The following is a 13,757-nucleotide window of genomic DNA, read 5'->3' as shown; positions in this document are numbered from 1 at the left end:
ATTGCCACGATGGTAGGAATGTGTGACGTGGATCACGTCAGCAGAAACTCCAAAAGAGCGGTGTCTCCGTTGGATGAATAGACGACGCCTCGGGCGGAGAGGGATCGGCTACTCTGGGGCGAATGTCGCAAATGGCATATATCTCGGTGAGGGCACCGCCAGCGAGGATCGGCAGTATCAGATGAAGCTCAGTGACCTTCTCGCCACCCTGGGTTCGGAGCAGCTGCACGGGGAGGCCGTCGTTCGTGAGGGTGCCGCGGTCGTCAGCGACGTGACCATCCACGACCCGCAGTCTCCGGTAGAACGCGGGCAACTGGTGCTCGCCGTCGGCGTGGACGCCGGCGCCCCCGCTGCCGGCGACCTCGTCGCCAAGGCAGCTGAGGCGGGAGCGGCAGCCGTGGCGTTCCGGGCCACGAACGATCCGGGGCCGGCGCAGACCGCGCGTGAGTGCGGTGTCTCCATCCTGCGCGTCGCGCCGCGACTGGGGTGGGCACAGCTCGTGATCCTGGTGCGGACGCTGATCTCGGCCACGGCCGCCGACCCCGAGTCCCGTAGTGAACGCCTGGCGCCGAGCAACGTGTATGGATTGGCCGACGCCATCGCCGCGCTGGTCGGGGGCTCGGTGGTGCTGTACGACCGCGCGCACCAGGTCGTCGCTTACTCCGTCCAGGGATACGAGATCGACAGCGTACGGCGCGACACCATTCTGGGGCGAAGGACGCCCGACCAGTGGATCGAGCGGTTCACGGCCGACCGGAGCGCTTACGAGACCTTCCGGCGCCCGGATTCCGTGGTCCGGGTGGAGGGATATCCCGGGCTGCGGACTCGGTTGCGGGTCGTGATCTCCTCCGAAGGCGAGATACTCGGCGAGATATCCGTCGCCGAAGGCCAGTACGCGTTCGGCCGGGAGGCTGAGGCGGCGCTGCTGCGGGCAGCCCGCCTCGCGGTGCCGTTCATGCTCAGGCATCGCCTGGTGGAGGACACCGACCGGGCGACAAGGACACGTATGTTGCGCGGGCTGCTGTACGGCGATGCCGCCTCGGAGAGGCATGTAGCGGCCGAACTCGGGTTGGAGGGCCAGGCGGGTTTCGCGGTGGTCGGGTTCGGGCGGAACGCCGCATCCTCGCGGGCGAGCGCTGGTGCGAAAGTGCTGGAGGAACGGGTCCTGCGCCTGCTGTCACTGCAGATGAGCAGCATCGACCCGGCGGCTGGTGTGCTGCTGGACGGGTCGACCTACTACGCCCTCATCCCCACTCCAGGCGACGGCGCGCACGCCAGGATCGTGCGGCGCGTCAAGCCGTCGCTGAACCAGCTCGAGCACATGGGCGTGGCCTTGCACGCGGCGATCGGGTCGTGGGTGCCGGATTTGGCGGCGATTCCAGCCGCGCGCCGGCTCGTGGACGACTTGCTGCACGTGGCGATGCGTGACACGCGCTCCGCCGCTCACCGAATCGTGACCGTCGAGGACCTTTGGCCGGAACTTGTGCTGCTGCCCGTAGAACGGGCAATCGGTGGCCCGGACTTCACGATATGCGCCCAGTTGCGGCGGCTGCTGGAGCACGACCAGCGGCACAGGACCGACTACCTGCGCACGTTGCGCGTCTATCTTGAGGAGTTCGGATCGGTCTCCAAGGCATCCGAACGCCTCGTGCTGCACCCGAATACGCTGCGACACCGCCTGCAGCGGCTCGGTGAGATCTCCGGGCTGGACATCGGCGACCACACTCAGCGGCTGGCGGTTGGGGTGCAGCTCCGCGTGCTCGAGGTGGAGGGTCGGGAGGGAGCCTCCACACCATGATGGCGGCCTCGCTTGCAGGGGTCTCACCGGCAGCGTCAGGCGTCACTGGAGTCGAGACCATCGGCGAGCAGCTCGGCGAGGTGTCTGCCGCGACGGCCGGCGAGCTGCTCCAACTGGGTGCGGCAGGAGAACCCGTCCGCCAGCACCTCCGTCGTGGGAGCGGCGGCGCGTACGGAGGGAAGGAGCGCGAGCTCGGCTACCGCGACGCTGAGATCGTAGTGGCCGCGCTCGGCGCCGAAGTTGCCGGCCATGCCACAGCAACCCTCGACCACGTTGACGTCGATGCCCGCCCGCTCCAGCAGCGCCCGGTCCGGTGAGAATCCCAGCACCGCCTGATGGTGGCAGTGCGGTTGCACGATCGCCGACCTGCCGCTCAGATCGGGCGGATGCCAGCCTTCGACCGTGGCGAGCAGTTGGGCGAGCGGGCTCACCGCCCGTGCGACGGCGGTGACGTCGGGGCCGGGGCCGAGCAGTTCGAGGGCGTCTCCTGCGAACACCGCGGTGCAGGATGGCTCCAGCCCGACGATGGGGACGCCGTTCCGCGCCGCCGTGGCGAGGGCTGCGACGCTGTGCCCGAGCACGCGGCGGGCGGTGCCGAGCTGTCCGGTCGACAGCCACGTCAGCCCGCAGCACAGCTCGCGGTCAGGGATGGTCACCGAGAAGCCGGCGCTTTCCAACACCCGCACGGCCGCGACACCGATGTGCGGGGCGAAGTTGTTGGTGAAGGTGTCCACCCACAGCAGGACCGGTTTGCCCGGTGCGACCGGATGCCGGGCGAACCATCGCCGAAACGTGCGCGACGCCAAGGCCGGCACGGAGCGCCGGCGATCGACGCCTGCCAGCCTCTTGCCGGCAGAGCCCAGCGGACCGGACATCACGCGATTGGCGAATCGCGGCATGCGGGAGGCCAGCCGGGCCCAGGTGGGCAGCCAGCCCAGCGAGTAGTGCGTGGCCGGCCGCAGTCGGCCACGGTAGCGCTGGTACAGGGCCTCGGCCTTGTACGTGGCCATATCCACCCCGGTGGGGCACTCGGCGGAGCACGCCTTGCAGGCGAGGCACAGGTCGAGCGACTCGAGCACCTCGGATGACCGCCAGCCCGTCACGAGTGCTCCGTTGGCCAGTTCCTGCAGCACCCTCGCCCTGCCGCGGGTGGAGTCCTTCTCGTCATGGGTGGCGCGGTACGACGGGCACATCGCCCCTCCGGAGGAGCCGGCCGCGCGGCACTTGCCTACCCCGGTACACCGATGCGCGGCCGCGCGGAAGTCTCCGCCGTCCGCGTCGTACGCGAAGCCCAATGCTGCGCGGTGCGGTCGCGCGGACACCAGTCGCAGGTCGGCGTCGACGGGCCGGGGCCGCACGATGACTCCAGGGTTCAGCACATCCAGCGGGTCGAACACGCTCTTGACCGCGGTGAAGGCATCCAGGACGGCCGGCGAGTACATGTGGGGCAGCAACTCGCTCCTGGCACGGCCGTCTCCGTGCTCTCCGGACATCGAGCCGCCGTACCTGGCCACCAGCTTCGCGGCGTCCACGAGGAAAGCCCGGAACGATTCCCGTCCGGTTGCGTGGCCCAGCGGGAAGTCGATGCGCGCGTGCACGCACCCGTCTCCGAAATGCCCGTACGGGACTCCCGTCAGCCCGCGTTCTGCCAGGAGCGCCTCGAAGTCGCGCAGGTAGGCCCCCAGACGCTCGGGAGGCACGGCGGCGTCCTCCCAGCCGGACAGGCCAGGCCTTGCGGCGGAGATTCGCGCGGCCAGGCCGGCGCCGTCCTCCCGGATCCGCCACAGCGCTGCCGCCTCGCCGCTGGTCGGCACCGTGCGCGAGCCGAGCGCGCCGGAGTTGCGGACGAGCGCCGCAGCCCGTCCGTCGAGGTCGTCCTCGCCCAGCTCGACGAGCAGCCAGCCGCCACCACGTGGCAGTTCCGGCACGGCTGGGGCTCCTCTGCGCCGACGGACGACGTCCACGATCCGCGAGTCCAGCCCTTCGAGGGCGACAGGGGCGAAGGGGAGGAGCGACGGCACCGCGTCGGCGGCGGACGCGATGTCGGGATAGCCGAGCACGACGAGCCGGGTGGCGGCGGGCGCGCGAACCAGACGTACAGTTGCCCGCCGCACCACCGCCCAGGTGCCTTCGGTGCCGACCAGCGCCTTGGCCACGTCGAACCCCCGCTCCGGCAGCAGGTGCTCCAGCGAGTAGCCGGACAGTTGCCGGGGGAACCGGCCGAGCTCGGTCCGGATCACCGCCAGCCGCGACCGGACGACACCGTCCAGGGCAGCCAGCACGGGTGCGGACTGCGGATCGGCGTCCGGGCCTACTCGGAGGTGGTCGCCGGTGCCGGTCACCACGTCGAGCCCGACCACGTTGTCGGCGGTGCGGCCGTAGCCGAGGGCGCGGGAGCCACACGCGTTGTTGCCGATCATGCCGCCGACGGTGCACCTGCTGTGAGTGGACGGATCAGGGCCGAAGCGCAGAGCGTACGGGGCCGCCGCCCGTTGCAGATCGTCCAAGACCACCCCGGGATCGACCACGGCGACCGCCGACTCCGGGTCGACCTCGTGAATCCGGTTGAGGTGCCGGGAGAAGTCGAGCACGACACCCGGTCCGATGGCGTTGCCGGCGATGGACGTCCCGGCGCCTCTTGCGGTGAGGGGCACCCCGAGCGAGCGGCATACCTCCACCGCCGCGGAAACCTCGTCACCTGCGCGCGGGAACACCACGACGGCCGGCACCACCCGATACAACGAGGCGTCCGTGGAGTACTCGGCGCGACGTCGCGTGGAGTCGTCCACGTCGGTGACACCGGCGCGTCGCAACGCGGCGACGACGTCGGCGCGGGGGCTTTCCGCTGCGCTCATTGGCCGGCGTCCCACGACAGGCCCGCCAGCACCTCGTCGGTGTGCTCGCCGAGCGCTGGAACGCTCGCGCGGCGGTCGGGCAGGCCGCTGAGGTTGAACGGCGGCTTGAGCGCGCGCACCGGCCCGGCTGGGGAACCGATCTCGATCCATCGGGAACGGGCTTCGAGCTGGGGGTGCGCCACCAGGTCCCTCAGGTCGTTGACATCGCCGGTCGGCACGCCCGCGGCGATGAGCCGGGTGGTGACCTCGGCGATCCCGAGCGCCCTGAGCCGGTCCTCGATGAGCGGCTCGAGTTCGTGCCGGTGCCGTACGCGCGCCTCGTTGCCGGCGAACCTCGGATCGTTGACGAGGTCGGGCAGCTCCAGCACCTCCCTGCACAGCGCGCGCCATTGCGCGTCCGTCTGCACCGCGAAGTTGACGTGTTCCTCGTCGCCGACCTTGTAGACGCCGTAGGGCACCATCATGTTGTGCCGGGCACCGGCGCGGCCTGGCTGCCTGCCCGCGTAGAGCTGGTGGTACGCCGGCGCCATCATCCACTCGGCGAGGCAGTCCAGCATGGATATGTCGATGAATCGGCCGCCGCCGTCACGTGACCTGTCCAGCACCGCGGCCAGGATCGACGACAACGCGTAGACGGCCGCACACATGTCCGCGATCGAGATGCCGACCTTCGCCGGACCGTCCGGCTGTCCGGTGAGCGAGAGCAGGCCGGCCTCTCCCTGGATCAGCAGGTCGAACGCTTTGCGGTTCTGATAGGGCCCGTCGGCCCCGTAGCCGGAGATCGCGCACACGATCAGCTCCGGCCACCTGCTCGCGACGGCGTCATGGCCGAAGCCGAGCCGGTCGACCGCTCCCGGGCCAAGGTTGTGCACGAAGATGTCGGCTCTGCCGAGGAGCTCGGCGAGGACCATCTGTCCCCGTTCGCTCTTCAGGTCGAGCGTCACGCTGCGCTTGCCCCAGTTCGCCCACACGAAGTACGCGGACTCGCCGTCGACCACCGTGTCGTACGCCCGGGAGAGATCCCCGCCCTCCGGATTCTCGATCTTGATCACGTCGGCGCCCAGGTCCGCCAGGTGGCGGGTGCACAGCGGCGCGGCAACGGCGTGTTCCAGGGTCACGACCATGAGCCCGGCCAGTGGAAACGCCTTATGAGTGTTCGTCATCGTTACCCTCCTTGTCGCCGCTCCGGTTCCGGAAGACGAATTCTCCCGACGCCACCGGACGGCCGTCCTGCTGGATTTCCGTGCGTGCGAACGATGTTCTACGGGTCACGTGCGTGACCGTGGGCGATGCGGACAGCGGCGAGACCGGCCGGGCCGCCGACAAGAACTGCAGCCGGCCCGACACCAGCCTCGGCCTGCCACCGGCGGCTGCCCCGGCCAGTGCCGCCGTCGCCGCCAGCCAGAACAGAACCCCTCCCTGCACCTGTCCCGAGCGGTTGAGCATCGCGGCGTTCGGGGAGAGCAGGGTGTCACCCGGCATGTCGGGATCATCGGTGCACGCGGCCGCGAGCAGCGCGTCTGTCCAGGAGAAGTCCTTGCCGAGCTCCGGCGCCCCACGGGCGGGCAGGGCGGCAAGCATCGCCCGCTCCGTCTCCGAGAGCGTTTCCGCCGCCCGCCCCTCGGCGCTCCTCGCACCACCTGGCGTCTCCCATGGCATCGGGGCGAGATCCGGTGCCGATTCCGCCACGGCGAAGAGCGCGAGGCAGCGACCGATCGGCCTGCCTTCGTGCAAGATCACGCCGTACGTGCGGCCGAGCCCGGCGGTGACGGGCTCGCTCCAGCCACGCACCGACGTCCCTGTGGGCAGTCGGACCGGGTCGAGCTCGAGCGTGAGGGTCAGCGTGGGCAGCGGGCGCCCGGCACCGAGCCGTGAGCGCAGTGCCGCGCCCAACGCGAGATCGGCCAGCATCGCGATGTCCAGCAGCCCGAGGGACGCGCTGCCGAGCGCGTCGCCTGCCTCGCAACGCAGTTCGTGGGTGGCCGGCCCGACGGTCGGCATCGCTTCGACTCCCATCATGCCGGCGAACCAGGGAGCGCCGGTCACCCGGGTGAGCTCGAAGGCGCGGAGCGCCCTGGCGGCGATGTCGCCTCCTCTGTCGCGTGACTGCATGTGCTCCACGCTTCATCACCCCGCGGCGGAAGGGCCACGTGGGATCTCCCAACGCGACGCGCCTGGGATTGCACGAACACCCGATGTCAGGGCACGTGCCGGCCGCCTAGCTTCGGCTGGACCAACAGTCGTTCTCGCCTTCCAGGAGTATTCGCCATGGAGAACAGGGAAGACGCCGTCCGCGGAGTCAAAGCACTGATGTTCGACTTCTACGGGACCGTCGTGGACATGCAGCGCGGGCTCACCGAGGCCATCGCGCCGTACCTCGCCGCCAAGGGCTACACCGCCAACCCGCCGTCCCGCGTGGTGACCTGGTGGCGGCGGACCCACTTCGAGAACTCGATGATCGACGCCTTGCTCCACCGCGAGCACACCCCGTACCGGGAGATCGGCCGCCAAGCCGTCCACTACACCCTGGACCGGGCCGGCATCGAGCACACCGACGAGGAGGTGCGCGGGCTGGTCTCCCAGATCGAACGGCTCAAGCCGTTCCCGGACGTCGTCGACGCGCTGTCCGACATCAAGGCACACGGCCTCGATCTGGTCATCCTGTCGAACGGCGACGTTGACATGCTGGCCAGCGGCGTGCCGTATTCGGGTACCGAGCACCTGTGGGATCGGGTGATCTCGGTAGCGGAGGCGAAGTCGTTCAAGCCGCACGCCGACACCTACCGGACGGGTGCGCGGCTGATGGAGTTGGAGCCGGAGCAGGTCCTCTTCGTGGCGAATCACGCGTTCGACTGCGTGGGCGCGAAGGCCGCGGGCATGAAGACCGCGTTCATCGACCGGCGCAAGCGGCCCTTCGGCAACTCGACCTACCCGCCGGACCTGGTGGTAGAGGACCTCGCGCACCTGGCCCAGATGGTCATGCGGGGAAGGGCAGGCAGTGGTTTGACCGCTGACCGCTGACGGCGGCGCCCCTGGATGCGGTGCGGCTGGGACTGGCCGACGACGCCACCCAACTGCGAGGGGTGATCGAGCGGCTGATCGCAGTCGGCCAGTGGCGCAGCGGAGATCCGGACATGCTCGTCGTGGCCGACGCCGCTGCGACGTCACACGCCTGGCCTACGTCCTGCGCGACCTGCCCGTCGAATTGCTCGGACGCATCCGCTCCGACTGGGTGCTGCGCCTGCCCGCGCCACCACGACGTTACGACCCCAGGGGCGGGCGGCCTCCCAAGCGTCGCGGCGAGTTCGCCCTGGCCGATCCCACCACCTTGCCCGAGGCCTTGGTGACCACGGTCACCGACACCACCCACTACGGCAAGGCCGAGGCGAGCGCCTGGGACCGGCTCCGCCTCCGGCTGACGCATCGCGTGGCCTGGCTCGACCACGAAGGTGAACTGCCCACCGTCGACGGCACCTTTATCCGGCTGAAGGTCGAGCACGTGCCCGGCGACCGGGACGCCCCACCAGTCTGGCGCTGGTCCTCCACGACCAGCACCAGCACGGACGTGGACCGCTGCCGGCAGGCGTGACCGATGGAAAAGGGCCCTACCCTTGGGTGCCTCGCCAGCGGTCGACTTCACTCGACGGCCGGGACTGGAAACGGAGCAACGAATCTGGCCGCCGTCACTGGGGTGGCACAACCGACCGGGAAACCGGCGGAATGAAGACCCCAGGCCGTAACAGCAGGAGACGCCACCGCGCCAGCCCCCGACCCTACACGGCGTTCGTCTTGGAGGACGTACTGGTGAAGCCCGTTCCTTTCGTCGGCGCGGCGTCCCTGGGGACGATCTGGAGGGTGATGCACGGATGGATCATGACCTCGAGCAGGTGGTCAAGGTGTTCGCGCATCACCGCGATCCGCCGATGGAGCGGGTCAAGACTCCCTCGCCGATCACGGCGGTGTAGAGCGGCGGCTCGGGCCGGTCGAACACTGTCTGCCTGGCCAGCCGCGCCTCGGTCGCCGCGTCGCCGCGTTCGTCGGTGATGGCCGGCTGGCGGCTCCGGCCGTCTCGGGGCAGGTGGCGATCAGGCCGGGGACGGTGAACGCGAGCCATCGAGCGCCGCCCGAAATCCGGGCGGCGCTCGAGTCGAGATCGCTAGTTGACGACGGCGAGGCGGGTGATGCCGTTCCAGCCGCTGCCGATGGCGGCGTTGGTGGAGATGTTGGGGGCGCCGGGAGTGCCCTTGTTCAGGTAGGCGCGCAGGGTACCGTCGCTCGCCTGGCCGAGCACGTCGGTCTTGCCGTCGCCGTCGAAGTCGCCGACGTTGACCCGGGTGACGCCGTTCCAGCCCTCACCGATGGTGACGCGGGTGGAGAAGTCCAGGTTGCCGTTGTTCAGGTACGCGTACAGCATCCCGTCAGAAGCGCGGCCGACCAGATCGACCTTGCCGTCGTTGTCGGCGTCCAGGACCGTGATCCGGGTGATCGACGTCCAGCCGGTGCCGACCACGGTGCCGCCGTCGATCGACGGCGTGCCCGGCGTGCCGGTGCCCCGATAAGCCCGTAACGTCCCGTCGGTGGAGACGCCGACCAGGTCGGCCTTGCCGTCACCGTCAAAGTCCACCGCCGCACCCGTCGCGTCCTCCGCCTCGACCGGGCCCGTGCCGGCGTCGACGGGGGCGCTGTAGCCGACGATATCGACGTTGCCGCGCGCGTAGCTGTTGGCCTTCGTACGGTCGCTGCTATTGCCCTCGATCGTGTACACGGTGCTGGCGTTGGCCGAGGTGACGATGCCGACGTGGTCGATGTCGCCGCTCTGGTCCCAGTCGAAGACCACGGCGTCGCCGGGCTGGGGCGTGTACCCGCTGGCCCCGGTGTGCCAGGTTCCGTACCGGGTGCCGTAGTCACGGAACGAGGAAGCCCACCCCGTCAGGGGGTCAGCCCACATAAGCCCAAAACCCACATTGAGTGGATCTTGAGTGGGTAGGCGGGTGGGTTGATGAAGCTGTGATCTTCTTCGCCTGTTGTATGCGTGTTCGTCTCGCTACGGTTTGTTCCGTCCGTTGGCGGGTTGAGCCGGGAGGCACGTGCGGTGACGTCGGTCGAACGGACCGCTTATCGGGCGTTATCTTGGGTTCTTGATCTCTTCTCGCAGGTCAGAGAGAGATGATCTTTTCAGGCACGTAAGGCACGTTGGCTGGCGTTGAAGGCATGTTGCCTCGCGGGCGTGTCTCGGTGTTGGCCGAGCTCGCAATCCGACACGCCGCCGTTCGGCTGGCCGATCAGGGGCGGGTGGCGGCTGCCATCGGATAACCGCTGGAAATGTGAGGCGACGCGCTTCCGGCCGGTGCACCGCGTCCCTCGATGGCCTCGCGCCGGCCGTTGTGCACTCGAAGGAAGACGATCCCGGCTTGCGGCGAAGGATGAGTGAGAGTAACCACCGCCCCGGAAGGCAGCATCCGAGCAGCGAAGTGACGACGTCCTCTCTCTGATCGCGCTGATCATGGAGTTGCCGGCGCCTTCGGAGGTCCGTTCCGCGGCGTTTCGGGCCCTGGCCACGATGCCGGAAGTCAAGAGGACGAGCACGGTCGACGACGGGGAGGAGCTGCTGATCGCTGATGCTGACGGCGAGCCGGAGATCAAACTGGTCGTCGATCCCGACACCTCTCGCGTGATGCGCACTAACTATCTCCTCGCCGACGACGGGAGCCTGGCGGGGGACCCCAACGGATTCATCTCGGTGACCACCGGCTGGACGGACCAGCCGCCCCAGTAGGGGCTGGGGGTGACTCCCCGCCCCGCGCAGGAAGAGACCATGTCCCCAAGCACACAAGGTAGATCATGATTTTAGGTAAGGCGCTTCTTGCCGCTGTCCTGGCGGGAACGATCGTGGGCAACACGCCGACGCCGGCACGGGAAGCAAAGGCTCCCGCCCAAGAGGCGAACGGGGTGACGCTGATCACCGGTGACCGTGTCGTCCTCGCCGGTCGCGGGCACCGAGTGGATCCCGGACCCGGACGGCAGGACGTCGGCTTCACGAGCCAGGTACGCGACGGGCACCTGTACGTGATTCCGTCCGACGCCCAGACCATGGTCACTCAGGGGGTGCTCGACGGACGGCTGTTCGACGTCACCCAGCTGCTGCAGTGGCGATACGGCGACGCCGACGCCCGCGACATCCCGCTGATCACGCAGTCGGCATCGGGCCCGGCCCCTGCGCTGCGGGGCGCGCAGCGTACCCGGCAGCTCGCCAGCCTGGGCATGACCACGCTTCGCCTGCCCAAGGACAGCGCGGCTCAGACGTGGAAGGAGGTGGCGAGCGGCGCCCGCGCCCTGGCAGCCGGGCGTACCAAGCTGTGGCTGGACGGCCGCAGGTCGTTCTCACTGGACCAGAGCGTTCATCAGATCGGCGCCCCGCAGGCGTGGCAGCAGGGCATGACAGGCAAGGGCGTCACCGTCGCGGTCCTCGACTCCGGCTACGACCCCGATCATCCGGCCCTGAAGGACGCAGTGGCGCGTAACTTCAGCGACGATCCCGACATCCGTGACACTCTCGGCCACGGCACCCATGTCGCCTCGATCGTGGCGGGCAGGGATGAGAAGTACCGGGGTGTGGCGCCGGAGGCGAAGCTGGCCATCGGGAAGGTGGGTGGCGCCGCGGGCCCGACCGAATCGGCAGTCCTCGCCGGCATGGAGTGGGCGGCCGTCGAGATCAAGGCCAAGGTCGTCAACATGAGCTTCGGCGACACGGACGGCCCCGATCTGGACCCGCTGGAGCAGGCGGTCAACACGCTGTCGGAGCGTACCGGCACGCTGTTCGTTGCGGCGGCGGGAAACGGCGGAGCCCGCGGCAGGGTGTCCAGCCCCGGTAGCGCGGAGGCGGCGCTGACCGTGGGCGCGGTGGACAAACAGGGCCGGCTGGCCGACTTCTCCAGCCCGGGGCCGCGAGTGAGCGACCACGCGATCAAACCCGAAGTGACCGCGCCGGGCGTGGACATCGTGGCCGCGGCCGCCGCGGGCACCGCCGACGGCCTCCACCGGCCGCTCAGCGGCACCTCGATGGCCAGCCCGCACGTGGCAGGGGCAGCGGCGATCCTGGCCCAGCGCCATCCGGAGTGGACGGGCGCGCAGCTCAAGGCCGCGCTGATCGGCAGCGCCGCGCCCGCTCAGGGATCGACGCTCTATCAGCAGGGAGCCGGGCAGATCGACCTGGTACGCGCGCTGAAGCAGCAGGTCGTGGCCGCGCAGGGCAACGTCTGGGCGGCCTTTCCCTGGAACGCCACCGGCGAGCGGGTGACGACCAAAACGATCACGTACGCCAACGCGAGCGACGCTCCGATCACCCTGGAGCTGTCGGCACAGGGCGAGGTGCTGAACCTGCCGGCCGATCAGGTCACGGTCCCGGCCAAGGGCGAGGCTCCGATCACGCTCACCATCGACGCCAGCGGCAAGGCGCCGGGCGACTACCCGGGAACGGTCACCGCCAGATCAGGCGAGACGGTGATCCGCACCCTGGCCGGCGCATACGTCGAGCCCGAGTCCTACGACGTCACCATCACCGTCCTCGGCAGGCAGGGCCAGCCGGTCACCCCCAGGATCGGCCAGATCTATGACGCGAAGACCGGGACGATCCATTCGCCGGCCTTCCGCGACGGCGTGGCGCGAGTCCGGCTGCCCAAGGGCGACTGGAACCTCTACAGCGACATCGTGGAGAAGATCGACGGAAAATTCCCCAGGACGATCACTGTCTCCACGCTGACGATCGACAGCGGCGACCAGTCGCTCACGGTGGATGCGCAGCAGGGCAAGGCGGCCAAGGTCACGCTTGACGACCCCAGCGCCCTGTTGAAGAACAGCTACCAGACCGGGCTTGTCCATGGCGCATGGAACACCTGGACCATGGCATTCCGCGCGGACGTCAACTCCGAATTCTTCGCCATTCCCGCCCGCGTGCCAGGTCTGACCTACAGTCTCGCGACCAAGTGGCTCAGCAAGGACGTGTCCCCCAGCCCGTACATCTACGATCTCGTCGACCAACGCAGGGACGGCCTCCCCGAGGATCCTAGCTACAACGCCAGACAGAAGGATCTAGCGAAGGTCACCGCGACCTACCGGGCCTCAGGAGCGGCGGCCACGGGCACTCCGCTGGCCGGACTGCGCGACCCCGATTTCCCCAGCTCGACTCTGGGGCCGCTGATCGGCGACATCACTTTGCCCGGTACGCTCATCCACTACCGCACCCCGGGGCTGACCTACGAGAGCGGGTTCAAGGCCGGCACCTCGCTGATGTTCGACGGCGGGAGGCTCATGAAGCGCGGCCAGACCCGCGAGGTCTGGAACACCGCGGTCACCGGGCCGTCGTTCCTGCTGCCGGGCGGCAACCGTACCGGCGACAAGCTGACCTTCTCCGGAGTCGGGCTGTTCTCCGACGGGGGAGCAGGCCGGACGGGGTCGGACACAGCCGCCACCGGCACCGCTACCCTCGCCAAGGACGGTCGGGTGCTGGCCACCGCCGACCTCGCCGACTGCTCGGTCTACGAGCCGCGCGGGTGCGAACTGCACGCCGACCTTCCCTCCGGGCGCAGCTCATACACGCTGACCACATCGATGCACAGGCAGGTCACGCACTCGGCGCTGTCCACCGGCGTGGAGTCCGTGTGGACGTTCCCGTCCGCAACCACCGCCAAGGCACAGTCGCTGCCGCTGACCGCGGTCCGTTACAGCCCCGAGGGGCTAGACGACTCGAACCGCGCCAAGCCGGGCAGCGTGACCCGCCTGCCCGTCCGGATCGAGCGCAACCCCGGGTCCACGCCGGTACAGGCGACATCGGTCCGGCTGGAGATGTCCGTGGACGACGGCGCGAACTGGCGCAAGATCCCGGTCGCCCGCACCGGCTCGGGCTGGACCGCCACGGTTCCGAACCCGGGTACGGCCGGGTTCGTCTCGCTCCGCGCGGTGGTGACCGACGCGGCGGGCCTCGGACTGACCCAGACGATCACCCGCGCCTACGCCATCGGCTGACAGCGAGGCGGAATGGCACCTTGAACGTGGGGCTAGCGTGTTCGAACCAAAAAACGCTAGCCCCAGGCAGGAACGTTTCGGTC

The 13,757-nt window shown here is 69.3% G+C and carries 9 protein-coding genes and 1 pseudogene; 5 read left to right on the top strand and 5 right to left on the bottom strand.

Annotated elements, in window-relative coordinates; genetic code table 11:
• Positions 1-181: 181 nt before the first annotated feature.
• Complete coding sequence (locus tag ABN273_RS48170) at positions 182-1,798, top strand: PucR family transcriptional regulator (protein WP_349456342.1); 1,617 nt, start codon at positions 182-184, stop codon at positions 1,796-1,798.
• Positions 1,799-1,833: 35 nt separating this feature from the next.
• Here ABN273_RS48170 and ABN273_RS48165 read toward each other — a convergent pair whose 3' ends face one another.
• The 3 genes from ABN273_RS48165 to ABN273_RS48155 are packed head-to-tail and all read right to left on the bottom strand — an operon-like array spanning position 1,834 to position 6,765.
• Positions 1,834-4,653, bottom strand: coding sequence for an FAD-binding and (Fe-S)-binding domain-containing protein (locus tag ABN273_RS48165; protein ID WP_349456341.1), 2,820 nt, complete (start codon positions 4,651-4,653; stop codon positions 1,834-1,836).
• Entirely contained in the window at positions 4,650-5,816 is a 1,167-nt protein-coding gene (locus ABN273_RS48160) for a CaiB/BaiF CoA transferase family protein (protein WP_349456340.1), read from the bottom strand. Before ABN273_RS48160 ends, ABN273_RS48165 begins: the two co-directional genes overlap by 4 nt.
• A complete protein-coding gene (locus ABN273_RS48155) occupies positions 5,800-6,765 on the bottom strand; it encodes a PaaI family thioesterase (protein ID WP_349456339.1) in 966 nt (321 codons plus the stop codon). Before ABN273_RS48155 ends, ABN273_RS48160 begins: the two co-directional genes overlap by 17 nt.
• Positions 6,766-6,921: 156 nt before the next feature.
• On the opposite strand from ABN273_RS48155, the gene ABN273_RS48150 reads away from it, so the two are divergent.
• Positions 6,922-7,674, top strand: a complete 753-nt coding sequence (locus ABN273_RS48150) for a haloacid dehalogenase type II (RefSeq protein ID WP_349456338.1) — start codon at positions 6,922-6,924, stop codon at positions 7,672-7,674.
• Positions 7,675-7,765: 91 nt separating this feature from the next.
• Positions 7,766-8,242, top strand: coding sequence for a transposase (locus ABN273_RS48145; RefSeq protein WP_349456337.1), 477 nt, complete (start codon positions 7,766-7,768; stop codon positions 8,240-8,242).
• Between the two features lie 184 nt (positions 8,243-8,426).
• Here ABN273_RS48145 and ABN273_RS48140 read toward each other — a convergent pair.
• Together ABN273_RS48140 and ABN273_RS48135 are read right to left on the bottom strand one after the other, a co-directional pair.
• Positions 8,427-8,767 (bottom strand): annotated as a pseudogene (locus ABN273_RS48140) (Scr1 family TA system antitoxin-like transcriptional regulator).
• A gap of 42 nt (positions 8,768-8,809) precedes the next feature.
• Positions 8,810-9,601, bottom strand: coding sequence for an FG-GAP-like repeat-containing protein (locus ABN273_RS48135; RefSeq protein WP_502911247.1), 792 nt, complete (start codon positions 9,599-9,601; stop codon positions 8,810-8,812).
• Positions 9,602-10,213: 612 nt separating this feature from the next.
• On the opposite strand from ABN273_RS48135, the gene ABN273_RS48125 reads away from it, so the two are divergent.
• Positions 10,214-10,429, top strand: coding sequence for a hypothetical protein (locus ABN273_RS48125; RefSeq protein ID WP_349456336.1), 216 nt, complete (start codon positions 10,214-10,216; stop codon positions 10,427-10,429).
• 65 nt (positions 10,430-10,494) lie between these two features.
• Positions 10,495-13,674, top strand: a complete 3,180-nt coding sequence (locus ABN273_RS48120; protein WP_349456335.1) for a S8 family serine peptidase — start codon at positions 10,495-10,497, stop codon at positions 13,672-13,674.
• Positions 13,675-13,757: the final 83 nt, after the last annotated feature.

Source organism: Nonomuraea sp. B19D2 (genome assembly GCF_040137845.1).
Classification (GTDB): Bacteria; Actinomycetota; Actinomycetes; order Streptosporangiales; family Streptosporangiaceae; genus Nonomuraea.
Note: the sequence above shows the minus strand (reverse complement) of the source record. Positions and strands in the feature narration are given on the sequence as shown.